We start from the raw sequence: 26351 nt of genomic DNA on the forward strand, positions 1-26351 counted from the left end.
CAACTCTATATGCGAAGCGTCGCCGCTTCTTTACCTACCGTCCCGCTGATCCGCGATGAACCATAAAAAAGGCGCGGGCCGCAGCCCACGCCTTGTATCGTAGCGCGTCCCGCGTGATCAGCCGGTGACCGCGGCCACACCCGCCTTGGCGGTCTGTGCGTCCTGGTCGGGCTTGACGCCGGATACGCCGACCGCGCCGGCGAGCTGGCCGTCGACCATGACGGGCACGCCGCCGGTCATCGTGGCCTTGAGTTCCGGCACCGATAGAAACGCTGCACGGCCGCCGTTGATCATGTCTTCGAATGCCTGGGTTTCCTTGCCACCCAGTGCCGCACTGCGCGCTTTTTCGGTCGCCACATAGCTGCCCATCGGCGCACAGCCATCAAGGCGGCGCAGTGCCACGAGATGGCCGCCGTCGTCGACGACCGCGATCGCCACGTTCCAGCCCTGGCTCTCGGCTTCCTTCTGGGCCGCGTCGAGAATGGCGTGGGCATCGTCGAGGGTGATAACGGATTTCTGTTTCATGGGCATATCCCGATCATTAAATGGATGTTGTGACAGCCACTACTATAAACGCTGTATTCAAGCGCTCGGCGAACGGCGTGACAAACGAAAACGGCCCGCCGGAGCGGGCCGTTCTCTCGCGACGGTCGACGATCTAGTTCATCAAGCCGTCGACCACGCCGATGCCATAGAACGCGATCAGACCGATCACGCCACTAAGCACGCAGTAGTAGAGCGTGGGCAACAGCGTCTTGCGCAGGGTCGTGCCTTCACGCCCGAGCAGCCCGACCGTAGCCGACGCCGCGACCACGTTGTGGATCGCGATCATGTTGCCGGCAGCCGCACCGACGGCCTGCAGCGCGACCATCATCGCGGTCGACAGTCCCAGCGTGGCGGCCACGTTGAACTGGAAGTCGCTGAGCATGAGGTTCGACACCGTATTCGAACCGGCGATGAAGGCACCCAGAGCACCCACGGCCGGCGCGAACAGCGGATAGATATGACCCACGCCGTCGGCCACCAGTTGGGCCATGGCCACCGGCATGGACACCAGATCCGAACCGTTCACGCCCGAGTTGATGAGAATACGCACCATCGGAATCGTGAAGATGAGCACGAAACCAGCACCCAGAATCGTGTTGGTGGATTCCTTGAACGCCGCGCCCATGGCGCCACCACGCATGCGGTGCAGAAAGAAGGTGATCAGCACGGCCATACAGATGATGCCACCGGGCAGATACAACGGCTGAATCGAACCCGAAATACCGGCCTGACCGAGGATATCGCTCCAGCTGATCGCCACCGCCTTGAGCGCGTTGGTGATCGGCTCCACGGTGCGCGAGATCACCAGCAGGATCGCCAGCAATACATACGGCGCCCAGCCCATCGTGGGCGTGAGCGGCGTGCGCCCGGCCACATGATCGGCCTTGATCTCCATATTGCCGACCCATTCGGCCGGCCACTGGCTTTCATTCGGGAAATCCCAGGGCTGGGACGGAATCAGAAAACCGCGACGGGCCGCCGGTACCACGATCGCCAAGCCCACCATGGCGCCGATCATGGACGGAAACTCCGGTCCCAGAAAGATGCCGGCCAGTGCATAGGGCACGACGAAGCTCACCCCGGCGAATAGCGCGAACGGCGCGACTTCCAGACCGTCGCTCCAGGACTTGCGCTCGCCAAAGAAACGGGCCATGACCGTGACCATGATCAACGGCATGAGAATGCCGCAGATCGCATGGGTGATGGACACTTCGGAGGTGATCAGCTGGAAATAGCTGGCCCAGTCCGAACCGTTGGCCGTCAGCTGCTCGGAAATCTGATCCTTGTGCAGCCCGCCGGCCACACCGACGATGATCGGCGTGCCCACCGCGCCAAAGGACACCGGCGTGGACTGAATCATCATGCCCACGACCACCGCTGCCAGCGCCGGAAAACCCAACGCCACCATCAGCGGCGCGGCGACCGCTGCCGGGGTACCAAAACCCGAAGCGCCTTCGATAAAGCAGCCGAACAGCCAGGCAACGATGATCGCCTGAATACGCCGATCCGGACTGATGCCGGAAAAGCCATTACGAATCGCCGCGATACCACCGGAATGCTTGAGCGTATTGAGCAGCAGGATCGCGCCGAAGATGATCCACAGAATCGAGATCGTGAGCATCAGCCCCTGCAGGCTGGAGGCCACCACCCGGGTGACACTCATATCCCAGGCCAGCAAGGCAATGAGCACGGTCACGATGAACACCACCGGCATCGCGGTGCGCGCCTGAAACCTGAAACCAATCAACAACACGCCGGCCAGCACCAGCGGGACGAACGCGAGCAGCGACATCGTCAAAGAAACCATGCACCTATCCCCTGCAAAAGTAATACGAGATGCACGCGCCGGCCGGCTCCCTGTTCACCCCCGGCGCGAGACAGCTGCCAAGCTAATCATGTTGTTCGTGAAACGACAATTCATTATCGCCGAGCACTGCCATCGCCCAGTCCGCGTCGCGATCGGCTTGGGGTCGTCATACCCGCCGGGCCGCTTTCCGGCTGGGCTTTCGGCGTGTCCGCCTGCCACCCGCAGACCGCACAAGCGTTCGGCACATAAGACCAATTGACGATTCAGCCTCGCCCCGCCGCGAGCCAAACCTGCGCAGACCAGCCGGATACCCGGCCCAGCTGCCGGGTCACCGACGCAAAGTGCTTTCACCGCGGCAAGATAGACCGATACAGCGTCGCAAGAAGGCCTGCGAGCGCCTAGAATGGCGTGATCGCCGATCGAGGTTTCGTCCCTGCATGCTGCGTTATGCCAAAAAGATACCGGTCACCGAGCTGGAACCCGGCATGTACGTGGAGGCACTGGATCGCCCCTGGCTGGAGACGGACTATCCGCTCGAAGGCGTGCATATCAAGTCACGCGCCGATATCGAACGCCTGAGTCGGCAAGTCGAATATGTCTATATCTCGGCGCCACCGAAGCCCAATCGCATACCGCTGCCGGCACGCCCGGAGCCAGCCGGCTTCTCCCGGCGCGGGCTCGCGCCGGCCGCGGTCTACAGCCGGTCGCCCCAGAGTTTCAGCGCCGAACTCGCCCAGGCGCGGCTCATTCGCGAACAGGCCCGGGATTTCGTGCGCTCGATCCAGGCCGATGCCCGCGCCGGTCATGCCGTGGACGAAGGCGATGCACGCGAACTCGTGGTCCAGATGATGGCCAGCGTATCGCGCAATCCGGATGCACTGGTGTGGTTCACCAATCTCAAGAATCGCGACGAGTACACCGCCCTGCACAGCATGAACGTCTGCATGCTCTCCGTCGCGCTGGCCACGACCATGGGCGAGCCCGAAGCCGAGGTCGAGGAAATGGGCGTGGGCGCGCTATTGCACGATATCGGCAAGATGAAAGTGCCGATGGATATCCTCCATAAGCCTGCGCGTCTGTCGACCGCCGAATTCGAGGTGGTCAAGCAGCATCCGCAGTATGGCGTACAACTGCTCGAACAGGGCTCGCAGCTGTCGCGCGATAGCCTGCGCATCGTACTCGAGCACCACGAGCGCATGAACGGTCGCGGCTATCCCGGCGGTCTGAAAGGCGACGAGATTTCCTACTACGCCCAGATCGTGGCGATCGCCGATGTGTACGACGCCATGACCAGCGACCGTGTCTATCAGCAAAGCCGTTCGCCCGGCGAAGTAATGAAGCTCATGAGCCGCAGCCAGGGGGACTTCAACCCGGCGCTGCTGGACCGGTTCGTACACACGCTCGGCGCCTACCCGGTGGGTAGCCTGATCGAACTCAACACCGGCGAAGTCGGCTTTGTCGTGCCCGGCGATCCGGGCCAGAAACGGCCACTGATGCTGGTAGTGCTCGACCACCGAAAACGCCGCTATTTTCCCCAGCGGGTGCGCGATCTCAATCGCTTTCCCAATTTCCGTATCGTGCGCACTCTGGCCAATGGCGCATACGGCGTGGATATCGACGATTACGCCTCGGCCTGGAGCGGATAAGCTACGGCCCGTACCTGCGCCAAATAATTGACACAATGCGCCATGTTCGCGATGCGAACAGGTGTTTTCGTTGCTACACTCGGATCATCTATTCCCGAGCGACCGACCTGACACGTGCCAGCCGATTCCAGTGACGACAACCCGACCGGGCTCGCCCCCGACCACCGCGACTTCGTAACCGCGCTGGCCACCGGCCTGGAGGTGATTCGCGCATTCGATACCGATCACCCGCGCATGACGCTCAGCGAAGTCGCCACGCGCACGGGCATGAACCGCGCCAAAGCACGCCGCTTTCTGCTCACCTTGCATGGGCTTGGCTATGTCCGACGCCAGGCGCGTTATTTCGAGCTGGCGCCGAAAACGCTCGAACTCGGCTATGCGTTTCTGTCGGCCAATAATTACCAGCACGTGATCCGCCAGCACCTGGAACACGTAACGCAAGAAACGGGCGAATCCTCGTCGATGGGCGTGCTCCAGGGCGCAAACGTCATCTATGTTGCCCGTTCGGCAGCCCCGCATCGGTTGATGACGATCGCCCTTGCGGTGGGCACCCAGCTCCCGGCCGCCGCAACCTCGATGGGGCGCATGCTGCTGGCGACACTGGATCGCCCGCAACTGGAGGCCGTGCTCGCCGATCTCGAACTCACCGCCTATACGCCATGTACGATCACTGATATCGACGCACTACGCGTCGAAGTAGACACGGCCCGGGAACAAGGGTTCTGTATCGTCGATCAGGAGCTCGAATCCGGCCTGCGTTCGCTCGCCGTGCCCGTCTACAACATGCACGGCCTGTTGCTGGGCGCGATCAATATCAGCACCAATGCAGCGCGCGTGGAGCGCAAGACGCTCGAAGAACGCTTTCTGCCGTTACTGCAGCACACCTGCGAACAAATCGCCCGTCAGGTCAGCTAGCCCACCGAAAACAGCGCAGCAGTCAGCGCCACGGCGTTCGAAGCCGCGGCGGTCGCGATAGGTTCGATCGGGCGCGGCACTGGCGCTGACACCGGCAAGCGGGCCATCCCTTTCCTCACCCGGGCGCGCTGACGACGGCCGCGCCTTATCAGACATCGTTGCTGGCACGCCTGCGCTTGCCGCCGACAAGGCGCGCCACAGCCAAGCAGCTCGGGGCGAACACTTACGCCCCCAGTGGAACGCGATGTGAACGTATGGCGCGTGCCGCCTGAACGGGCGGCGAAGCTCTCCCGCGTTGACGCCGGCACAGCACAACGATTAGGTTATTCGCAATGCAAACGCACGTTCGCAAAGCGAACCGCAGGTCTGACTGAGCCTGCGGTCGCGCGGGCGCCCTCGTGCGCGTGGCATGTCCACACCGGCCATAGCGCCCGGATACGGCGCCGGCCGGCGTACCACTGCCCGCACGGCGCTTGCGCGCGTACGTCTTTATTCGAGTAGATCACAACGAGAATCGAACATGTCCAACGCCGTCTATCTCTGTCATCCCGCGCGTACCGCGGTCGGCCGCTTTGGCGGCACCCTGGCCAGCGTACGTCCGGACGATATGCTCGCGCATATCATCAAGGCCGTGATTGCCCAGACGCCGAATCTCGATCCGGCCGCGATCGACGATGTCCTCATCGGCTGTGCCAACCAGGCCGGCGAAGACAACCGCAATGTCGCGCGCATGAGCAGCCTGCTGGCCGGACTTCCCACCAGCGTGCCCGGTTCGACCATCAATCGTCTGTGTGGCTCGAGCATGGATGCGATCGGCACCGCGGCCCGCGCTATCCGTGCCGGCGAAACGAAACTGATGCTCGCCGGCGGCGTGGAATCCATGTCGCGCGCGCCCTACGTGCTGGCCAAGGCCGAATCCGCCTACAGCCGTCAGCAGATTCTCGAAGACACCACCATCGGCTGGCGCTTCGTCAATCCGCTGATGAAGCAGTGGTACGGCATCGACTCGATGCCCGAAACCGGCGAGAACGTCTCCGAGCAGTACAAGGTCTCCCGCGAGGATCAGGACGCCTTTGCCCTGCGCTCGCAGCAGAAAGCCGAAGCCGCGCGCCAGGCCGGGCGTCTGGCCGAAGAAATCACGCCGATCGAGATCCCGCAGCGCAAGGCCGACCCGATCGTGTTCGATACCGACGAACACCCGCGGGCGAACACCACCCTGGAAAAACTGGCCAAGCTGCCGACCCCGTTTCGTAACAACGGCACCGTAACCGCAGGCAACGCTTCGGGCGTGAACGACGGCGCCGGTGCGCTGCTGGTGGCCGGCGAGGACGCGATCAAGCAGTTCGACCTGCAGCCGAAGGCCCGTATTCTGGGCATGGCCACGGCCGGGGTCGAGCCACGCATCATGGGCATGGGCCCCGTCCATGCCTCGCGCAAGCTGCTCGATCGTCTCGGTCTGTCGATCGACCAAATGGACATCATCGAGCTCAACGAAGCCTTTGCCAGCCAGTCGCTGGCCTGTCTGCGCGAACTGGGCGTACCCGACGATGCCCCGCATGTGAACCCCAACGGCGGCGCGATCGCCATCGGCCATCCGCTGGGCATGTCCGGCGTACGTATCGTCAGTGCCGCGCTGCACGAAATGGCGCGCACCGATGCCCGCTATGCGTTGTGCACGATGTGTATCGGTGTCGGTCAGGGCATCGCCACCGTCATCGAACGCGTCTAGAGCAGGCGGGGCTCGCCATGGCATTTGTCGAGTGCAACGGCCGCACCATCGGCTACGACGATAGCGGCGAAGCCGACCTGCCGGCGATGCTGTTTGCCCACCCGCTGGGCATGTCGCGTCAGGTCTGGACCGAGGTGACGACACGACTGCGCGGGCGCTGGCGCTGTATCGCCTGGGATCTGCCCGGCCACGGAAACAGCGCGGGCCTCACCCGCCCGGTCAGTGCGCATGATCTGGCTGCCGATGCACAGGCCCTGCTGGCGCATCTGCACATCGAGCGCTGTGCCTTCGTGGGCACTTCGATTGGCGGGGTGATCGGCCAGGCACTGCTGCTCGATACCCCGGCGCTGCTGTCTTGCGCGGTGCTCACCAATACCGGTGCGACGATCGGCCAGCCCGAGGCCTGGCATACACGCGCTACGCGCGTTCGCGACGAAGGGCTGGCACAGATCGCGCCCGAACTCTCGCAGCGCTGGTTCGCCGACACCTACAAGCAGGCCCGACCCGCAAGTCTGGCGGGCTGGACCATCCAGCTCGCACGTACCGACGATGAAAGCTATGCACGGCTATGCGAACTACTCGCCGAAACCGATTTTCGCGGCCAACTCGCGGGCGTCGAGGCCCCGGTAGCGCTCATCGCCGGCGCCGAAGACCCGGCCACCCCGATCGCCACCCTGCAGGCACTGGCCGAAGAACTGCACAGCGCACGCCTGATCACACTCGATCACGTCGCCCACGTACCGTCGGTCGAAGATAGCGCGGCGTTTAGCGAAGCACTGTGCAGCGCCTGTGGTGAGCATGATCCCTCGCCGCCGGACGACAAGCGGGCCCGCGAAACCGGCTCGGGCGTGGCCGACCCGCGCTAAGCGTATCGTGTATCGATAACTGCCGATCGAGGGGCAAGCCATCATGATTCATTCACCGATCAAGCTGCGTCATCTGGTGACGTTTCAGCAGGTCGCACGGCTTGGACGAATCAAGGCCGCAGCCGAAGCCCTGTCGATCACCCAACCCGGCATCTCGAAAACGATTCGCGAGCTCGAAGACAGCCTGGGCGTCAAGCTGTTCGAGCGATTGCCACGCGGCGTCCGGCTGACCCCGGCCGGGCGCACGCTGTTGCGCCATGCCGCGCCTGCCCTGCGCTCGCTGGAAGAAGGCATCGATGCCATTCGCGAGGACAATGCCGAGAGCGTGATACGCCTGGGCGCACTGTCCAATGTCGAAGGCGGCCTGCTCCCCGAGGTCCTGCAGGCGCTGCACCAGCGCCATCCGCATCTGTGCGTGCAAGTGGATACCGGCACCAGTGCCGGACTGCTGGCGCGACTGCGGCTGGGCGAGCTGGATATGGTGATGGGCCGGCTCAGCGAAGCCGAAGAGATTCGCGACCTGATGTTTGAGCATCTCTATCACGAACCGATGATCGCAGTGGTGCGTCGCGAGCATCCCCTGCTCCAGCCGAGCGCCGAGCCGCCGCCCGCCGGCAACGCCATCATGGACTATCCCTGGGTGGTCCCGCCACGTGGCACGACCCTGCGCGAACAACTCGAACGGTACTGGGTGGAGCGCGCGGCCACCCCGGCCCGCCTGGTCATCGAAACCCTGTCCCTGGCCTTGTGCAGCCGCTATGTACTGCTCTCGGACGCCGTCTGGATCACGCCACTGGATACCGCGCGTGAGCCGCTTGCCGCGGGCACCATGGTACGGCTTGCCGAGCCGATCGAAACACGCGGCGGCTCGGTTGGCTATGCGGTAAACACCAGCCAGCCCATGCCACGCGCAGTCCAGTGTTTTCGGGCCTGTCTGCGCGAGATCGCCGCCGGCTACGGTATCCCGGCGCCGACGTAACAGGCGACGGCTTGCTACAGGTCGTGAGCGTCACCGTCATGCCAGACGGCTGACCGTCAGGCCAGCGCCCGCAATTCCTGCACCAACGCCGCATTGAGGGTGACATAGCCGTTGGCATAGCTGCGTTCGCGTGCCGCGCGACGACGCTGTGACGGTAGGCGTGCGCCCTGTTCGATGAACCCTGCGAACAGACGCTCGGCGCCCTCGGCATCGATCGCGCCGCCAAACATTCGGGCATCCAGGGCGAGCACGAGTTCGCCGTGATACGGTGGCGCGCCGCGACCCGCGTCCCAGGCCTGCGACTGGGCGCTGGTGAGATCATCGATCAACGGCCCGGCCAACAGTTCGATCATCGTCGCCAGCGCCGAGCCTTTGTGGCCACCGAAGGTCTGCATCGCGCCGGCGAGCGCGGTCTCGGCATCGCACGTCGGCTGGCCTTGGGCGTCCAGCGCCCAGCCGGGCTCCAGCGGCTCGTGGCTGCGATGACGCAGTTCGATTTCGCCGCGCGCGACGGCACTGGTGGCGAAATCGAAGACATAGGCCGGTGCATTGGCTCGCGGCCAGGCAAACGCCAGCGGATTGGTGCCCAGCAGGCCACGAATGCCGCCATGCGGCGCCACCCAGCTGTGACTGGGCGTCATCGCCAGCCCGACCAGCCCCTGTTCGGCGATACGTTCGACCTCCGGCCAGAGCGCGGTGAAGTGAAAGCAGTGATTGATGGCCATCGCGGCCAGGCCGTTCTGGCGCGCTTTCGCAACCAGGCTCGGCAGGCCCCATTCGAAGGCCAGCGGCGAAAAACCGCCGTGGGCATCCACCTTGACGATCGCCGGCGCCTGATCGTGAACCGTGGGCAGGGTATCGCCGGCCACTACGCCCTGTTCGCGCGCCGCGACCATGCCCAGCAGTCGATACAGGCCGTGCGACTGACATTCATCGTACTGGGCACGTACGAGCAGATCGGCTATCGCCGCGACATGCGCGGGCGCAAAGCCGTTGCGCTCGAGCACCTGCCGGGCCAGGGTGTCGACCTCGTCAAGGCCCAGTTCGACCGTATCGGCCATCGTGTTTTCGCTCAGGGATTCGGGACGCGGAGTCTAGCGCGTCAGGCACGCCGCGGCGACGCGTGCCGGCGCCCGGACCGGCGATCGCCGGCTGCGGGGCCCGTGGCCGGCGATCATCGAAACGCGCTACGCCATCAGGGGGCAGCGGGCAGCGCGCGTTTGTGCGCCGTGGCCTCGTAGGCTTCGACGATGGTACGAAACGCCTGCTCGCTGACGTCGCCGCCTTCGAGGAAGGTGTCGATCTCATCGTAACTCACGCCAAAAACCTCTTCATCCGGGCGCTGCGGCTGGAGCGACTCGAGGTCCGCGGTCGGCTGTTTGTGTACCAACGCATTGGGCGCGGCCAGGATTTCGCCGAGTGCGCGTACCTGGCGCTTGTTCAGACCAAACAGCGGCGTGACGTCGGCCGCGCCGTCGCCGAATTTGGTGAAAAAGCCCATCACCGCTTCGGCCGCCTGATCGGTGCCCACCACCAGGCCCTGATGTCGGCTGGCGATCGCGTACTGAACGACCATGCGCTGACGCGCCTTGACGTTACCCAGCACGAAGTCTTCCTGATGCGCGTCGTCGAAGTTCAGTTCGCTGTTTTCGAGTGCTTGGCGCATACCGCGCGTGGGCGCTTCGATATTCACGTCGAGCACTTCGTCGGGCCGGATGAAATCGATCGCCGTCTGCGCATCGTCGGCATCGTCCTGCTCGCCGTGCGGCAGGCGCACCGCATAAAAACGCGCATCGGCACCCGCTGCCCGGGCGCGTTCGACGGCCAACTGGCTCAGACGCCCACCGATGGTGGAATCGACACCGCCACTGATGCCAAGCACCAGGGCCTTCAACCCGTTATCGCGCAGATAGCTGGCAAGAAAATCGATACGGCGTTCGACTTCCTGTTCGCCGTCAATACGAGGGGAGACATCCAGCGCCTCGATGATGTCGCGCTGGGTCGTTCGTGTGTGCGTATCCATGGGCTACTCCTTGGTTGTCCGGCTATGCCGCCGAGGGGTTGTGTCCGGAAAAGACTTCGTCGAAATAAAACACCAGCCGCTGCAACCCGTAGTGCGCTGCGCCGCGCCGTACCTCGTTGCGTTCGCCTTCGAAATAGCGGGTCTCGGTAAAGCGGTGAATGGTATCGCCGCGACGAATCGCCCAGGCCATGCAGACGGTGCCCGGCGGCAGTCCGTTCGGCCCGGGGGCCGGCCCGGCAATACCCGTATTGGCGACGGCCGCATTCGCATCGTTGTTATCGATCGCGCCCGCGACCATGGCATCGGCCACCGCTTCGCTGGTGAGTCCGTGTTCGTCGATCAATTCATAATCGACGTCCAGATACCGATTTTTGGCCTGCGGCGAATAGACCGCCAGGCCACAGTCGATGGCCTGGCCGCTGCCGGGTACGCGGGCGAGTTCCGACACCATCAGCCCGGCGGTGCAGGATTCGGCGCTCGCGAGCTTGATCTCGTTGCGCAGCAAAAAGTTGGCAATGTCCTCGATACGGTCCATGGCGAGACTCCGACTCGGGCTGCTTTCAAATAGAGCGCTACACGCTATACCCGACCGGGCCTGTCGTCCGTCCGTGCTTTTGACTAGATACGCAGTCCGTGACGACGAGGCCTTGCCTCGTGCCGCACCGCCGCGACCAGCACCGGCGCGGGCGATTTTGACTGGGGCCCAAGGCTGTTGCGGGTGGAATTACGGATAGTTCTACCCCGGTTATGGCTTCTAGGGTCGCGCTCCTTGTCCAGTTTTTCACAGCGATGGTGATCGCTGGCGCGCCCTCGAAATCGTGCGCTCGAACACCGCGCTGTCCCCAGATTCGACTACTCGGAGACCTGCCGAACCATGGACGACGAACAAAACATCGCAGTCATCGGTCTCGATGACTTCAACCTCGACATGCTGCGCACGGTGCGCGACGCCGAGCGCTACAACTTCTCCGGCCTGATCGACTACGACCAGATCGTGAATCCGGAAAAATATCCGGTCGAGGATTTCATCCACGACGCGCAGAACGGCATGGACGACGTGCCGGGCGGCTTGCAGGCCATTGTCGGCCACTGGGATTTTCCCACCACCAGCCTGTTGCCGATCCTGCGCGACCGGGCCGGGCATGTCACGCCCTCGCTCAAGGCCGCGCTGATGTGCGAGAACAAATACGGCACGCGCCTGGCGACATCGGAAGTCGCGCCCGAGCTCACACCGCCCTTCGCCCTGGTCGATCCAGAGGACGATGCGCTGCTCGACGATCCGCCGCTGCCCTATCCGTTCTGGCTCAAGCCGGTGGTCGCGTTTTCGAGCACGCTGGGCTTTCGTATCGACGGCCGCGAAGACCTGCGCCATGCGCTGCGCGAAATCCGTCAGGGCATCGGCAAGTTCGCCGAGCCCTTCGAGGCCTTCAGCCAGCGGGCGACGCTGAGTGATCAGCGCGCGCTGTTGCGCGGTCGCTATTGCGTGGCCGAAGGCATCATCGCCGGTCGTGGCTGCACCGTCGAAGGCTATGTGCAGAACGGCGAGGCCCATGTCTACGGCGTGATCGATTCGCTGCGTGCCCCGGGCGGTTCGAGCTTCACGGGCTATGTGTATCCGTCGAACCTGCCGGATGACGTGCTCGATCACTTGCGCCAAAAGTCCTGCGAGCTGGCCACCCATATCGGGCTGGACAATACGCCATTCAACATCGAATTCCTCTGGGACGAAGAACGCGACGATCTCAAGCTGCTCGAGGTCAACGCACGGATCTCGAAGTCGCACTCGCCGCTGTTCTATCTGGTCGAGGGCGCATCGCACCACGAAGTGGCTATCGACGTGGCCATGGGCAAGCAGCCCAACTTCCCCAACGGCGGCGGCCCGTACAACTATTCGGCCAAATTCATGCCGCGTGTCTACGACAGCGCGCGCGTGACCCGCGTCCCCGGCCAGAAGGATATCGAGCGTCTGCGCGAGCGCTTTCCGCATGCGATGTTCAAAAGCCATGTCAGCGAAGGCATGCAGCTCGAGGATCTGCCCAACCAGGACAGCTACAGTTTCGAGCTGGGCGACCTGTTCCTGGGCGCGGACAACTACGACGACTTGAGCACGTATTTCCACGAGGCCATGCATATCCTCGGGTATCGGTTCTCGCGTAAGGTCGAGACCAACTACGACTGACATTCACGACGTCGAACAAGCGAACTACATGAGCGATCTAGCGGCACACGAGGCCCATCACCGCGTCATCGAGCACACCACCATTCCGATGAGCGACGGCACCCATCTGGCAGCCCGTATCTGGCTGCCCGACGACGCCGAGAGCCAACCGGTGCCGGCGATCCTCGAGTACATCCCCTATCGCAAGCGTGACTTCACCCGCTCGCGCGACGAAACCATGCACCCGGTATTTGCCGACAACGGCTATGCCGGCGTGCGCGTGGACCTGCGCGGCAGCGGCGACTCGGAAGGCGTGCTCGAAGACGAATATCTCGAGCTCGAACTCCAGGACGGCGTGGAGATCATCGAATGGTTGGCCAAGCAGCCGTGGTGTGACGGCAGCGTCGCGATGATCGGTATTTCCTGGGGCGGCTTCAACGGGCTGCAGGTCGCTGCCCGCCAGCCCGAGGCGTTGAAGGCCGTCATCAGCGTGTGCTCGACCGACGATCGCTATGCCGACGACGTTCATTACATGGGCGGCTGCCTGCTGGGCGACAACCTGTCCTGGGCCTCGGTAATGTTCGCTTTCAACTCCCTGCCGCCGGACCCGCAGCTGGTCGGCGAGCAGTGGCGCGACCTGTGGTTCAAGCGCCTGGAAGGCAGTGGCCTGTGGCTGGAGAAGTGGCTGGCCCACCAGACGCGTGACGACTTCTGGCGCCACGGCTCGATCTGCGAGGATTTCTCCTCGGTCCAATGCCCGGTGCTGGCGGTGAGCGGCTGGGCGGACGGTTACACCAACTCCGTATTCCGCCTGCTCGACAATCTGGACGTGCCCACCCAGGGGCTGGTCGGCCCCTGGAGCCACAAGTATCCGCACCAGGGCGTGCCTGGGCCGGCCATCGATTTCCAGGGCGAAGTGCTGCGCTGGTGCGATCGCTGGATCAAGAACGTCGACAACGGCGTGGAAAACCAGCCGGCCCTGCGGGCCTGGATGCAGGAGAGCATTCCGCCCTCGGGCAGCTACAGCTTCCGCCCCGGCTACTGGGCCGGCGAAAGCCAGTGGCCGCCGCAGCGCGATGAACGCGTCTACCAGCTCGAACCCGATCTGCTGACCGAGAACTTCGACAATCCCGAAGTCGGCCACCACGATGTCGAGTCGCCGCTGAGCGTGGGCCTGTTCGCCGGCAAATGGTGCTCCTATGCCGCCGGCCCCGACCTGCCCCACGATCAGCGCGAGGAAGACGGCGGCGCCCTGGTGTTCGATACCGAGCTGTTCGAGCAGGACTTCGAAATGCTTGGCGCGCCGGTGGTCGAACTGGAGTTGTCCTGCAATCAGCCGACCGGCATGGTCGCGGTGCGTCTGTCCGACGTTGCCCCGGACGGCAGCGCCACGCGTTGTACCTATGGGCTGCTCAACCTCACCCATCGAAACGGCCATGACCGGGTCGAGGAACTCGAGCCAGGCAAACGCTATCGCGTATCGGTGCAATGCAACGAGCTGGGCCAGATCATCGCGGCCGGCCACTGCCTGCGCCTGAGCGTGTCCTGCTCCTACTACCCACTGGCCTGGCCGCCGGCGCAGTCCACCCGGCTGACGATTCATACCGAGAACTCGCGGCTGCGCCTGCCCGAACGCGAGCGCCAGGCGAGCGACGCCGATATTGCCTTCGATGCGCCGCGCGACGTACCCAAGCTCGACGTCGAACAACTCACCCAGGGTCAGCAGCGCTGGCTGGTGCATCGCGATCTCGACAGCAACGAGTCGACGCTCGAGGTCATCAAGGACGGCGGGCGCTATCACATCGCCGACGCCGATCTGACCGTCGCCGACGATACGCGCGAGTACTACAGCTTTCGCACCGGCGATTTCGGCTCGCCCAGCGCGGAAGTCGTGGCGCATCGCACGCTCGAACGCGAAGGCTGGTCGGTCTACACGCGTACCCGCACCGTGCTCACCGCGGACAGCAAGGATTTTCACGTGCACGCCGAGCTCGACGCCTACGAAGACGGGCGTCGCGTCTACTCGAACAACTGGAATCGAACGATCGCGCGCAACGGCGTTTGATGCGAGCACGCGCTACGCAGATTTGGACGACCCGAAACAGCTATGCAAATCGATGACTACATCCGCCTGACTGCGACCGATATGCTGGCGCGCCTGGCCCGGCGTGAGGTCAGTGCGACAACGCTGGCCGACTGCGCGCTGCAGCGTATCGAACAGGTCGATGACCGGCTCAACGCCTTCTGTCATATCGACGAACGCGCTACCCGGGATGCCGCGGCAGCCGCCGACGAGCGCTACCGCAGCGGCCAGCCCATGGGCCGGATCGACGGTTTGCCCGTGGCGGTGAAAGACGCCTTCGACATGATCGGCTGGCCGACCCGCGACGGCTCCAAACTCACCGGCAGCCAGGCCAAGACCTTCGATGCACCCACGGTCGCGGCCTGTCGACGCCATGGCTTCGTGCCCGCCGGCAAGACCACTACACCGGAATTCGGCTGGAAAGCGGTCACCGATTCGCCGCTGACGGGCATCACCCGCAACCCCTGGAACACGAACATGACCTGCGGTGGCTCGAGCGGCGGCAGTGCCGCGGCGGTGGCCGCAGGCGTCACCCCGGTCGCGCTCGGCGCCGATACCGGCGGCTCGATACGCATCCCGGCCAGCTTTTGTGGCGCGGTGGGCTTCAAGCCATCGCATGGCCATGCGCCCACCCTGCCCGGCAGCCACCACGACAAGCTCACCGAGCGCGGGCCGATCACCCGTACGGTTCAGGACGCCGCTACGCTGATCGACGTCATTACCGAAAGTGATCCGAGTACGCCCCAGCACGGCGGCGACGAAAGCCGCTCCGACCGTGCCATGGCCGGCGACATCCGCGGCCTGCGTATTGCCTTCAGCCCGGCGCTGGGTTTCGATGTCGACGTGGATCCGCAGATCGCGGCCGCGCTCGAACATTGCGCGGACCTGCTGGCCAGCCACGGTGCGCGCGTGGTGCGTACCGATCCGCCCATCCATCCGGATACGGGCTCGCTGCGCGACAGCTACCACCAGCTGTTCTTCACCGAGACGGCGGTCATGGCCCGGAACTGGAGCGCCGCCCAGATCGAAACGCTGGATGCGCCCCTGCAGCCAATGGTCAAACGCTATCTACAGGCCAGCGCGGCCGATTATCTGGCCGCCGACAGCGAACGGGTCGCGCTGATGCAGCGCATGAGCGATTTTCATCGCGACTACGATCTCGTGCTTTGTCCGACCGCGCCCGTACTGCCCTTCGAGGCCGGACGCGAAGTACCGGCCGATTGGCCGCACGAGCGCTGGACCAGCTGGGCAGTGTTCGCCTGGCCCTGGAACATGAGCGGCCAGCCGGCAATCACCGTGCCCTGCGGCTTCGGTGACGGCGAGCGCCCGATCGGCGCCCAGTTCGTCGGCGCCCGCCATGCAGATCATCTCGTGATGCGCGCCGGGCGCGTACTACAGCAGACCCATCCGCTCACCGACCGGGCACCACGTCTGGGCTAAGCGTCGTCGCTTGCCTGGCCGCGGCCCGGTGTCGATAGCGGCGTGACCGTGAACAGTTCTTCCGGATAGACGTTGTCAGGGCCGAAGTGGGTAGCTTCCAGGTAATCCGGGGTCACGTGGCACTGCGCGGCCTCGGCCTGGGCCAGGCGTCGGAACAGCCCCTGCGAGGCGCTGTTGCTCGCCGTCACCGTGGCTTCGAGGGTCGTGACATGGGCACAGACCGGTCGCGCCAGCACGGCCTGAATCATGCGCAGCGGCAGGCCTACACCCCGCCCCTCGGCATGCACGCCCACCTGCCATAAAAAATAGGTGTTCGCCTTCTTCGGATGCAGATAGCCGCTTACGAAGCCGACGATCTGCCCGCCGCGTTCGGCGACCACGGTGGTTTCCGAGAAATGGGTGCACTGCAGGATATTGCAGTAGACCGAGTTCTCGGCCAGCGGATGCAGCGCCCGCACGAAACCGTGCAGCCGCGCGCCGTCGTTTACATCGGGTTCGCGAAGAACCAGCGTTTCGTCGCTCATTGCGTTATCGCCGTTTGGAATCTGGCGCCATGCTAAAACCCAGACCGCGTTTCCTCCTTGAGTAGAAGTACGTAACGGTAGCCACCGGGGCGTCGGGGGTCGATTACGGTATCGATGGCCAACGCAGCGCGACGCAACCGCATGCGGAAATTGCGGATTGTTCGTGGCGGCGTGCCGGCCTAGCCTCGGGCCGTCATTTTTCGTTCAAGGCCGCGCGATGTCCGCTTTTGAACAGACCCGCGTCAATACCCGTGCCACGCTCCAATCCGGCCTGCTGATCGGCATCGGGCTGATGGCAGCGATCGACGAGATCGTGTTCCACCAGCTGCTGGCCTGGCACCACTTCGTCGACGCGCGCTCGGGCGCCTTCGCGCTGTTTTCCGACGGTCTGCTGCATGCCGGCGAGCTGCTGTTCCTGGTGGCCGGCGCGTTTATCGCCCGCTCGCTGTTGCAGGCGCAGCAGTTCGCGCCCCGGCATTTCAAAGCCGCCCTTTTGCTCGGTGCGGGTGGGTTCCAGATCTTCGACGGCGTGGTCGACCACAAGATCCTCGGCCTGCATCAGGTGCGCTATGTCGACCCCGTCTGGCCTTACGACGTGGCATGGATCGGCGCCGGCCTGCTCATACTCGTGGCGGGCATGCTCGCCCTGCGCAACGCGCGGCGACACAGCGCCCACCAGTGATCGCGCATGCGTTGCTCGTCGCGGGCGTCTGCGCGGCGACTCTGGCCTATGGTCGGGCCTGGTACGCCTGTCGAAACGAATGGGCGCTGCGACGGGGGCTAAGCTGGCTGGCGGGCGCCGCGCTGGCCCTGATCGCACTCAGCCCGCCCATGATGCATTTTGGCCATGCCCGTATTGAAGGCCATATGATCCAGCACCTCATGCTCGGCATGTATGCCCCGGTCGGGCTGGTGCTGGCCGCGCCCGTCACCCTGGCGCTACGCGTGCTGCCGCAGCGCGCCGGCCGTACCCTGGTGCGTCTGCTCGCCAGCATACCGGTGCGCACGCTTGTCCATCCGGTCAGCGCCGCGCTGCTGGATATCGGCGCCATGTTCGTGCTCTATCTCACCCCGCTCTACGGCTTCATGCACGACACAGCGTGGGCGGGCACGCTGCTGCACCTGCACTTTCTGCTCGCCGGCTGTCTGTTCGTATGGTCGATCGTCGGGCCGGACCCGGCCCCACACCGCCCCGGGCTACGCCTGCGCTTGCTCGTGTTCTTCCTGGCAATGGCGCTGCACGGCGCCCTGTCGAAGTACATGTATCTGCACGGCTATCCGCTCGATTCGGCGAGCACGCTCGATCAGCGGCGCTTGGCAGCAGAACTGATGTACTACGGCGGCGACCTGGCCGCGATCGCCATGGCGATTGCCTTCTTTGCCGCCTGCTTCAGACCGCGCGCGCCGGCCCGCCGTAGCCAGGGCGGGATCGGCACAAAGCGAACACGTACGCCCACCCGTTGCTGATGCGCCGGGCGCCGTGCCGGCCACGCGTCACTCCGTCACTACGGACGCGGGTCGTCTGGCAACAACGGCAGATCGACGGCCCCCGAAAGCGTCACCACGCGCGGCAGCCGATTGAAGCTGAGGTAGTACTGGTTGTGAAAACCGTAGGCCATGAGATACACCTCATCGCCAGCTTGCAGATGGGTCGATACACCCACCAGCGGTTGGGCGTAATTGCCGTCGCTGTGTCCGCGCAGCGGGGCCACCTGGGTGTTGATCAGATCGATCCGGGTTTCGCCCTGGCGCTTGACGCCCAGCCCCACGAATACGATCGCGTCGTCAGCCGCGCTATCGAGCTGCAAATCCGCCATCGGGATGCCGGCCAGGGTCATCGGCTGATCGGCCGTGAACAGGAACAGCTCGCGCGAGGGCGCGGTCAGTTCGTTGAGCAATTCGGGCGGTAGCAGCTGCAACACCTCGTCGGTGAGTACGCTGTCGATTTCCGCGGGATTGGTGAGTAGCGCCTCGAGCGTGTCGAACAAATTCGCGACGGTCATGCCCAGCGACTCGGCGATCGTCGGCAGCAACGGGCTACCGTTGACCTGCAGACCCTGGAGCACGTTGACCACGGTTTCGACGACCGGCCCGGTGGTTAGCGTGGTCGCCGGGATCGAGTAGCGCGCTCCGCCGATGGGAATATCGTCGGTGACGATGCCGTGGGTATCGTCCTGAACGAAACAGTTGGCGTCGATCGCCGGCCGGGCCGGCACGCCCCGCAGTTTCTCATCGAGAAAGCTGAGCATGCGTTCGGATGTATCGTAGGTGGCATTACCACAGACCACACGCGGGTCCAGATCGAAACCGAACGCGCCCTGTACGGCCTGGAACAGCGGCAGAATATGACCGGTACGCTGCACGAGCAGGCGTACATCGTTACCGGCAGCGCGCAGACACTGGGCGTTGCGAACGGCCTCATTCATATTGAACAGGGTGTCGTTGACGCCCTGCACGATAAAGGCATCGACTCGCGGCACGCCTTCGCTCGGACGCAGGCCGTCACAGAAGGCATTCAAACCGTTGCCACGGACTTCGTCCAGAATATCGTCGGAAATACTGCCGAACTGCGCCTGCAGGAAGCCTTCGTAGAGAAAGGGGTCGAGTGCGCCTTCGGCCCCGGTCACACCCAGCAATACCAGCAGATCCAGCCAGACCGTCTTCGGCGTGTCGTTTGGCGCCAGACTATAGGTGAGGTCGTACCAGGTCGCTGCCGGCACGATGGCGTCGATACGCGGGTCGATACCCGACGCAACCAATTGAAATCCGCCCCCGTAGGACAAACCCAGCGCGCCAATCACCGGATCGCCGCGGCGATAGGCCAGATGGCCGCCTAACTCCGCCACGGCATAATCGATCACGGCGCGGGTATCGCGACCCTCGAAATCCGGATTTTCGACCTTGACGCTACCACCGGTTTCGCCAAAGCCACGCTGGTCGAAACTGACCACGAAATAGCCCGCTTTCCAGGCCTCGCGCGTAGCCAGTTCCGATGCATTGGCATCGTCGGGCACCTCGTTGAGGGCGGTAATACGGCTGCCGCCAAAGCCGTGGCTTTGCACGATCAGCGGCGCACATTCGCCCGCCTCCAGTGCGGGCGTGTACAGCGTCATGGCCACATCGATGGTTGTGCCGTCGATCGCCGTGGATTGGGTAATGGCGTCCCGACTGTCTGCCGTCTGCGCCGGTGCGTCTTCATCGCAGTACAAGCTGGCCGAAACCGGCGGCGTATCGCCACCCCCGCCCAGCGACGGGCTGGACCCGCCCATATCGACCGAACCGTCATCGCCGCAGGCCGACAAACCGGCCACCGCGATCAGCACTGCGGCTGACCGTATGCACATACGCCCTATACCCATGGTCTCCCCTCGCGCTGGCCGTCTCATTCGACGACCTGGTTTTAATAGTCAGTCGACGTTAGCGCACCGGCGACAGCGAGTCATCGGTATTTATTACCTTTTACGACGTTAATTTCGGCACGCCTACGCCCAGGCGTACCGCCGAGCGCTCTGTCGAGGAGAAGAATCGATGCGCGCGCGACAAGCCGGCCCATCGAATAATGCGCCTTCTTTGCTTGCATGGCGGGCCCCGGGAAAATTATTCGCCGCTGCGCGGCTCACCCCTTTCGGGGCCGGTGCGGCTGGCGCCGCCCCGTTCAACCGCGCTGGGCGCGGTTGTCGAACTCTATTGTTGTCTGTCGGGAGTTCGAATGAGTCGTTGCAAATAAAAAAGGCTCCCCATTTCTGGGAAGCCTTCTTTGCATGGCGGGCCCGGGAAGATTCGAACTCCCGACTGCGGTTCGTAGCCGTATTTAGTGGCACGGTATTACACGCCATTATTTTCCCATGGTCGGCACTATTAGGCGTTAAATATCTATTCTGCATGGTTTTCGGTTTATAATTTTGCGTAATCCAATCTCATTTTAGATCGGTTTACGTTTCGCCGCGACGCGGTATTCACTACGCAAAATGGCCCTCGCGGGCTCAGGCTCAATGGCCAAAACCGACCTTATAGCTGCGTTCGCTCAGCGGCACGAAATCGCGCTCGTGGCCAACGCAAACAGTGTGCGCATCTCGCGGCTACCTCATCCAGCACTCGCTGTACTCCCTAGCGGCTACGTGCCGAGAGGACGTTCTGTCGCCGCCGAGATTCGGCGGTGTGTTACCGCCCTGCGTCATTTGTACTCGGCGAACGAGCTCGAACGGCTGGAGCAACTGGCGTGGCTGAGCGATGAATTCCACACGGAATTCAACCGAGATCCGAGCCGCGCAGCAGGCAGCATGCACCCGCTTGCAGGAGCGCTCGGCTTGTCTTATTTCTTCGGCGCGTTCGTACCGCGGCGAGGGGAGCACGTGGCACTGGGAGTGCTCCGCGCCACACTCCTCCGGGCCATAACAAACGGAATCGAGGCCGGCTCTACGCAGTCTGCCGTTCGACGAATCCGAGACATCCTCGTTGTCGAACCGATGCGGCAATTCGACGAGACCGCCTCGCCCCCGTTGGCGCGAGCTTGGAATCCAGAGACTGGAATCAGCGTCTCCGAGTTCAGCCAGCTGCTCGCTGGCTATTTCGTCGAGCACGACGATCTAGCCCAGGTGTTCGCTCACGCGGCACTGGTCGCCTCCGCCGATGCACGGCAGGAGTCGCCCCCAGTTCCCGAAACTGTCACACCACCACGAACTACACCACCGCAACCGCCGAATGACGATTCGCCAGATTCGTTCGTTACCGTTACCGGGCCTATTCAACCGACCGGCCTAACGGGGGTTTGGCGATTCAAGCCTCCGCCTTCGACGCTGGACGCCCCACCACCAGACGAGATTCCGCCAGAGGATCTGGAAGGTTCACAGCGGGCATTAGCTCTGGATTTTTTCCAGGATGAAGAGAGCACGCTCGAGATCGAGCCCAGTGAAACCGTCGATGCAGCCGCCTTCGAGTTCGAACAGGCCACCCGGCACCATCTTGAGGGTCCGCTACTTCCGGATACCGACCGCTCGCTGACTACAGCGGAAACAGCGCGTCTCTGGGAGCGCGTGGCTGAAACCATGGCGTGCGCCAGTACGGCGCCTCTCTTCGATGTCATCGCCGCCTCATGCGCCGCGCTGATGCTGGTTACCGGTAGAGGCCGACCCGAATGTCTGCATGCCGTGCAGCATTTGTTCAGTGAAACCGAAAGCACAGTGGCAGGGGCGTTAACGCTGGCAACGCGCTCGTGGCAAACCACAATCCCACAACTACCTGAACTCAAGGAATTGCCGGCGACCTGGTTCGGCGAGACATCGTCGAGCCTGGATCTCCCGTTGCCGGACCTACTTTCCCAAGCCCTCACCACATTACGTGAACGTTTTTCGCCCGCCGAGTTGGCAACGATCGGCGAAGGCGAGCGGTGGCAAAACGCGTGGAAGGATTTACGGGGCCGACTGCGGTCAGACTGCGCTCGATTCACCGAAACGCGTTGTATCCACACGCTGGCAGTCCTGACTTTTGTACAGACCGGCCACTTACGTGACGCGCAATGGCTATCGGGTTCTTCACTCCAGCACTCGACCGCGGCTGGACATTACTATGCGGCGCCTGCCAGCGAATTCATATCGACATATAACGACGCGCTCTGCGCAATGGGCATTCCAATCGGAATACCCGCGGACCCGCCTGACCACTTAATGGGCGCACCCCGAGCAGCTCTTCGTTGGGAGATGGCGCGCGAGGCCGTCGAAAGACTTGCCGCCCAGACAGAGGCGTCGGTGCGTCTAGCCAAAGCGCCACCCGACGCGGTCATCGATGGCGTCTATGCGCTTGGCGCGTATCTCGCCGTGCTTTTCGGTGCCTGTAGCGCGCATCGCTTTACCGCGTCTATTGGCGACGTCAGTCGTCGCGACTTAATCACGACCAACGAAGGAGCGCCGCGATGGACCGTAAGCCTGGTCGCAGACAAAGCGTCTTGCCCCGATCTCGACGCTAGAATTTGCGTACTACCACCGCTATTCACCGAGCAGCTGAACGCGTATCTGCGCCAGCTCGAACGCCTCCAACGATTGCTGGCCACGCAAAAACGCGCCCATCCAGCATTGCAGGAACGAGTTCGGTCCGCGCTCGATGGTACGGGTCCGCTATGGTTCGCTCGCGATGCCGCCGGTGCGCAACCAATCGACCGACATGTACTGGCATCGCTGTGGCCGCAATGGTCCGTCCCGTTCCCCCTATTCCGACATTTGTTCGCCAGTAATGCGAATAAATTCGGCATCGCAGGTGCGGACATTGCGCTGCAGATGGGTCATAGCATCGGCGGGCAGCCGTTCGACGCAACCGATCCGGACTCGCCGTACGATTTCGGCTCGCGAATATCCCCTAATATTCAATGCTACATCGAAGCACTCGGTTTCCGTCCGGTAGGCACAGCACAGCGGTACGATCCGCCCTCACCGCTAGCGCCCCAGTCCGCTGACGAACTGCTCGCCAACTATCATTCCCTGCAATCGCTGCGCCAAGAGCGCGCTCAGCTGAAAATCGATCCACCGGACGAGGCCGATGAGAGTCTAGGTATAGAGCGAGTTAACGCATTTCGCGAGGACGTCGAAGCCCTAGCACCACGCGAATGGGTCATCGAACCCAAAATGCTCCAAGATTTCCTGGAGCTATCAAAGCGTGAATCTGTGGGCGTACAACAGGTGGTGCGCCGAGAATTGGCGACTTTCGTGGCGTCGCGACGCCGAACGATACCCGGCGGCCGTTCTCTCAGACGTCCATTCATACCTCAGCTCGTTACACCGGACAATACGTACTGCGCCTTTGCGCGAGTCCATTTTGATGCCGCCCGATGGGCGCTCGCGGTCGAGGCCGGCGCACTGCAGACGCTCGACCAAGGCTTGAAAGCCGATGATGATGAAGCGATTCTCGCAGCTACCGCCATACTGCTCGCGAGCTATGGCGCTGGCTCAACGGTCGTCCGGATTCTCAACCTACTGGATCCAGCAACGCCCTTGCATGCATTCAAAGGACTCGAAGCGGGACTGATTGCTGAAATAAGACTCGGAAAATCAGCAGCCCACGCGGAGGAGCGCGAATGCCAACTGCTGACGGCGGACAGCGTAGCACTCGTCACGTGCATCCGGCGTCGCCGAACGACAGCGGTGACACCGCGTGGTATCGACAAGGCACTGCTTGGACAGCGTGAACTGAGCACGCTCATTCCGAGCGCCACCCGAAGCCCCTTCGATTCCGCCTTACGCCTGATCGGCCTGGCACGGCAATGCTATATATCTGGCACGAGAAGCGCCTGGGAGCGGGGCGCCCTTCAGAGTGTGGGGCCTCATCTAAGCCGACTGGCCTCGCTTTTCTCCTCACAGGTCCATGTCACCGCGCCGCAACCGCTATTGCGTGAGCCCCCGATACCCGCTTATGAGTCGGTTAATCGCAAGAAGGGGTTAGAGGCCTACCGCCGGCTGCGTCGTCTTGCGCATGACATTTCGGCCAATCGCAATGTCAGTCACAACCGTCGCCGTCTGATCGAACTGATTGACGAGTTTCGACGCCGGTTCGGATCGACAAGCCTGATCTATCTATTGGCGGAGTTCGTTAACCATCTACGAACACAGCGGGGCCTCGCGAACAGCTCTGCGTATGAATATCTCACCGCCATCGGCATGCGACTTTTGAGCCGGTTGGGACCAGGCGATATTCAAGCCATCGACCCGGGCGAGATCGAGAGTGAACTCAGGCACATCGCCGTCGCTTCTCGAACGGGCGCAAAACGAGCAAGCGCTCGCACCGTAGCCACCGCCGCGTCGCATTTTTCCGAGCTTCTCGACCGAGCAGGTGTCGAAATAGACCTGTCGCGTGCGTTCGATGGCCTCGAGATTGAAGTTGCCCGCCACCCCGGATACTTCTCCAGTGAGACCGAGAACGGCGCGATTGAGGCCGAACTAACCTCTACGACGGAGCAAGCCCTCGCGAGGCTATCGATCGACACATCGAAAAGGGCCGCGGTCATCAGCGAGGCCGGCGCCCTCATCCAAATGGCATCAGGCCTGCGTTTGAGCGAGGTTGCAGGGCTGTTGTCCCGGGACCTCGCTGTGAGTGACCGCTGCTTGTCACTCCATGTACACCCTATAAAAAGGCGCCAACTCAAAACGACGTCGAGCCACCGTATTGTTCCACTCTCGTTACCTGAAGCGAGAACGAAGCGACTGCAGGAGCTGCTCGAACGCCTCAAAGCTGGGATAGGCAAGCGGTCGGATCTGCTTTTCGCGCCCGACTGTGCCATGGATATCCCGGCTATCGCCCGTACGATATCAGGCGGTTTTAGAGCCGCCGCGAGCGATCATCTTGGCCCATCGAGCGCACGTGGCCACATAGCACGTCATAACGCTGCGACTGCCGCTGTACTCACAACGCATCCGGCGCGCCTGTCGAGCGCCCTTTCGTTCTTAGAGCCGCTAGCGCATTACGAGTCATCGTGTCACCGGCTAAAGCCGCTCGCCCAGTTGCCGTTGCGACTGCAGTTTCGTTATCTATCCAAACAACTCGGCCATAGCTCATCCACCACGACTTTGGTTTGGTACGCACACGCTCTGCCGCTCTTGCACGCTCAAACATCGCCGTGGCGGGGCCTGAAAAGACAAATCGAGGCCACCCTATTCAGTCGGCGCGCAACAGATATCGATCGCTGGAGGCACCATCATGGAGGAGCGTTGATTGCCGGAGGCAACCCGTCTCTGAAACGCTTCAACCCAGCCTGGACTGGTGTGCCGATACATCCACGCACCGAGCAATATAAAAACGTCGAATCAGCACCTCTCGCAGCTAGATCCATCGATTTGAGTACGCTAACGGCGGAGCTCGCGGCATGCGTTGCACTAACCGTACGAGAGGGAGTCGACGCCTGGACCGCAGCTTGGCACTGGGGTTTAGGCATCCACCATTACCATGCGATCGCTGCATTGCTCGATGAACGCGATCGTAGTTACGACCTCGGTTATCTGACCGGCCGCCGAATTCGGCCCCGCGGGCGCCTACGAATCCCGGCGGCTCACGATCTAAGAGCGGTCTTCCGCAGTCTCGACAGCGATCTAACAGCCGGGACAATCGACGGTCCCACATTACGTAGCTGGTGGCTGGGTCAACCCAGAGGTAGAGCGCGCTTAAAAGAGTCGCAACTCGATCTGCTCTTCGAGGGTGAGTTTCTCCGGTTCGCGAACGCCATCGCGAGTCATAAACGAGTGACAATAATTCGCAATCGGGAGGGTATATGCATCCTACGCCTAACAGATTCCGATCGACGGTTAGTCTTGTTGGTTACGGCGGCTGTCAGCTGGCTACGCCGTGACTCAGATAAAATTTGACTGCTACGGTCCACGGATGGCCCCGAAAAAAAGTCGCGGCTCTTATACCGAAGCGCGGCGTAGAAGGACTACGCGCCCCGGTCAGATACCACCGCTGAATGTTCCGAGCATATTTTAAGAATCGAATTTTCAAACAGAGTGCGAGCCTATGTGCGCAGGCTCACTGTCTCGGGCATATGACCGCGACTTCGATCTTCATGCCAAATTGCTTTTCAGACAGAAAAAAGCAATAAAATATTCACTTTTTATAGCGCCGTTAGGCAACAAACGGATTTTGTGGTGTAATTTGTAACA

General features: G+C 62.9%; 18 protein-coding genes and 1 tRNA gene. 11 read left to right on the forward strand and 8 right to left on the reverse strand.

The window, feature by feature from the left end; all coding sequences use genetic code 11:
* Positions 1-117 precede the first annotated feature (117 nt).
* Positions 118-525 carry a GlcG/HbpS family heme-binding protein gene (locus tag S4A8_RS02695; RefSeq protein WP_353218935.1) on the reverse strand — a complete coding sequence of 136 codons (408 nt, stop codon included), beginning with the start codon at positions 523-525 and terminating at the stop codon, positions 118-120.
* 133 nt (positions 526-658) lie between these two features.
* Positions 659-2353, reverse strand: coding sequence for an L-lactate permease (locus S4A8_RS02700; protein WP_353218936.1), 1695 nt, complete (start codon positions 2351-2353; stop codon positions 659-661).
* A 437-nt stretch (positions 2354-2790) separates the two neighbouring features.
* Here S4A8_RS02700 and S4A8_RS02705 point away from each other — a divergent pair, with 437 nt between their 5' ends.
* From S4A8_RS02705 to S4A8_RS02725, 5 genes are all read left to right on the forward strand, one after another.
* Positions 2791-3999, forward strand: a complete 1209-nt coding sequence (locus tag S4A8_RS02705) for a cyclic di-GMP phosphodiesterase (protein WP_353218937.1) — start codon at positions 2791-2793, stop codon at positions 3997-3999.
* Between the two features lie 114 nt (positions 4000-4113).
* On the forward strand, positions 4114-4914 hold the full coding sequence (locus tag S4A8_RS02710; protein WP_293623917.1) for an IclR family transcriptional regulator domain-containing protein: 801 nt from the start codon (positions 4114-4116) through the stop codon (positions 4912-4914).
* Between the two features lie 520 nt (positions 4915-5434).
* Positions 5435-6643, forward strand: a complete 1209-nt coding sequence (gene pcaF / locus S4A8_RS02715) for a 3-oxoadipyl-CoA thiolase (protein ID WP_353218938.1) — start codon at positions 5435-5437, stop codon at positions 6641-6643.
* Between the two features lie 17 nt (positions 6644-6660).
* Positions 6661-7509, forward strand: coding sequence for an alpha/beta fold hydrolase (locus tag S4A8_RS02720; RefSeq protein ID WP_353218939.1), 849 nt, complete (start codon positions 6661-6663; stop codon positions 7507-7509).
* A 43-nt stretch (positions 7510-7552) separates the two neighbouring features.
* Positions 7553-8488 carry a LysR substrate-binding domain-containing protein gene (locus S4A8_RS02725; RefSeq protein WP_353218940.1) on the forward strand — a complete coding sequence of 312 codons (936 nt, stop codon included), beginning with the start codon at positions 7553-7555 and terminating at the stop codon, positions 8486-8488.
* A gap of 56 nt (positions 8489-8544) precedes the next feature.
* Here the strand turns inward: S4A8_RS02725 and S4A8_RS02730 are convergent, their stop codons facing one another.
* From S4A8_RS02730 to S4A8_RS02740, 3 genes are all read right to left on the reverse strand, one after another.
* Complete coding sequence (locus S4A8_RS02730) at positions 8545-9549, reverse strand: Ldh family oxidoreductase (RefSeq protein ID WP_353218941.1); 1005 nt, start codon at positions 9547-9549, stop codon at positions 8545-8547.
* A gap of 134 nt (positions 9550-9683) precedes the next feature.
* Positions 9684-10511: an NAD(+) synthase gene (nadE, locus tag S4A8_RS02735; RefSeq protein ID WP_353218942.1), complete on the reverse strand. Its 828-nt coding sequence runs from the start codon at positions 10509-10511 to the stop codon at positions 9684-9686.
* A 22-nt stretch (positions 10512-10533) separates the two neighbouring features.
* Positions 10534-11046, reverse strand: coding sequence for a CinA family protein (locus S4A8_RS02740; RefSeq protein ID WP_353218943.1), 513 nt, complete (start codon positions 11044-11046; stop codon positions 10534-10536).
* A 339-nt stretch (positions 11047-11385) separates the two neighbouring features.
* On the opposite strand from S4A8_RS02740, the gene S4A8_RS02745 reads away from it, so the two are divergent.
* The 3 genes from S4A8_RS02745 to S4A8_RS02755 are packed head-to-tail and all read left to right on the forward strand — an operon-like array spanning position 11386 to position 16192.
* Positions 11386-12690 (forward strand): ATP-grasp domain-containing protein, encoded by a 1305-nt coding sequence (locus S4A8_RS02745; RefSeq protein ID WP_353218944.1) that lies wholly within the window; start codon positions 11386-11388, stop codon positions 12688-12690.
* A 28-nt stretch (positions 12691-12718) separates the two neighbouring features.
* Entirely contained in the window at positions 12719-14734 is a 2016-nt protein-coding gene (locus tag S4A8_RS02750; RefSeq protein WP_353218945.1) for a CocE/NonD family hydrolase, read from the forward strand.
* 42 nt (positions 14735-14776) lie between these two features.
* On the forward strand, positions 14777-16192 hold the full coding sequence (locus tag S4A8_RS02755; protein WP_353218946.1) for an amidase: 1416 nt from the start codon (positions 14777-14779) through the stop codon (positions 16190-16192).
* Here the strand turns inward: S4A8_RS02755 and ectA are convergent.
* On the reverse strand, positions 16189-16716 hold the full coding sequence (gene ectA, locus S4A8_RS02760; protein ID WP_353218947.1) for a diaminobutyrate acetyltransferase: 528 nt from the start codon (positions 16714-16716) through the stop codon (positions 16189-16191). The genes S4A8_RS02755 and ectA overlap by 4 nt on opposite strands.
* Before the next feature lie 217 nt (positions 16717-16933).
* Between ectA and S4A8_RS02765 the strand changes: the two genes are divergently transcribed.
* Together S4A8_RS02765 and S4A8_RS02770 are read left to right on the forward strand one after the other, a co-directional pair.
* Entirely contained in the window at positions 16934-17398 is a 465-nt protein-coding gene (locus tag S4A8_RS02765) for a DUF2243 domain-containing protein (RefSeq protein ID WP_353218948.1), read from the forward strand.
* Positions 17395-18183 (forward strand): cytochrome c oxidase assembly protein, encoded by a 789-nt coding sequence (locus S4A8_RS02770; RefSeq protein WP_353218949.1) that lies wholly within the window; start codon positions 17395-17397, stop codon positions 18181-18183. Before S4A8_RS02765 ends, S4A8_RS02770 begins: the two co-directional genes overlap by 4 nt.
* Before the next feature lie 38 nt (positions 18184-18221).
* Here S4A8_RS02770 and S4A8_RS02775 read toward each other — a convergent pair whose 3' ends face one another.
* Together S4A8_RS02775 and S4A8_RS02780 are read right to left on the reverse strand one after the other, a co-directional pair.
* On the reverse strand, positions 18222-20075 hold the full coding sequence (locus S4A8_RS02775; protein WP_353218950.1) for an alpha/beta hydrolase: 1854 nt from the start codon (positions 20073-20075) through the stop codon (positions 18222-18224).
* A gap of 403 nt (positions 20076-20478) precedes the next feature.
* Positions 20479-20561: transfer RNA gene (locus S4A8_RS02780), tRNA-Ser, on the reverse strand.
* 147 nt (positions 20562-20708) lie between these two features.
* On the opposite strand from S4A8_RS02780, the gene S4A8_RS02785 reads away from it, so the two are divergent.
* Positions 20709-26057, forward strand: coding sequence for a tyrosine-type recombinase/integrase (locus S4A8_RS02785; RefSeq protein WP_353218951.1), 5349 nt, complete (start codon positions 20709-20711; stop codon positions 26055-26057).
* The last annotated feature ends 294 nt before the right edge of the window (positions 26058-26351 follow it).

Source organism: Salinisphaera sp. S4-8 (assembly GCF_040361235.1).
GTDB lineage: Bacteria > Pseudomonadota > Gammaproteobacteria > Nevskiales > Salinisphaeraceae > Salinisphaera.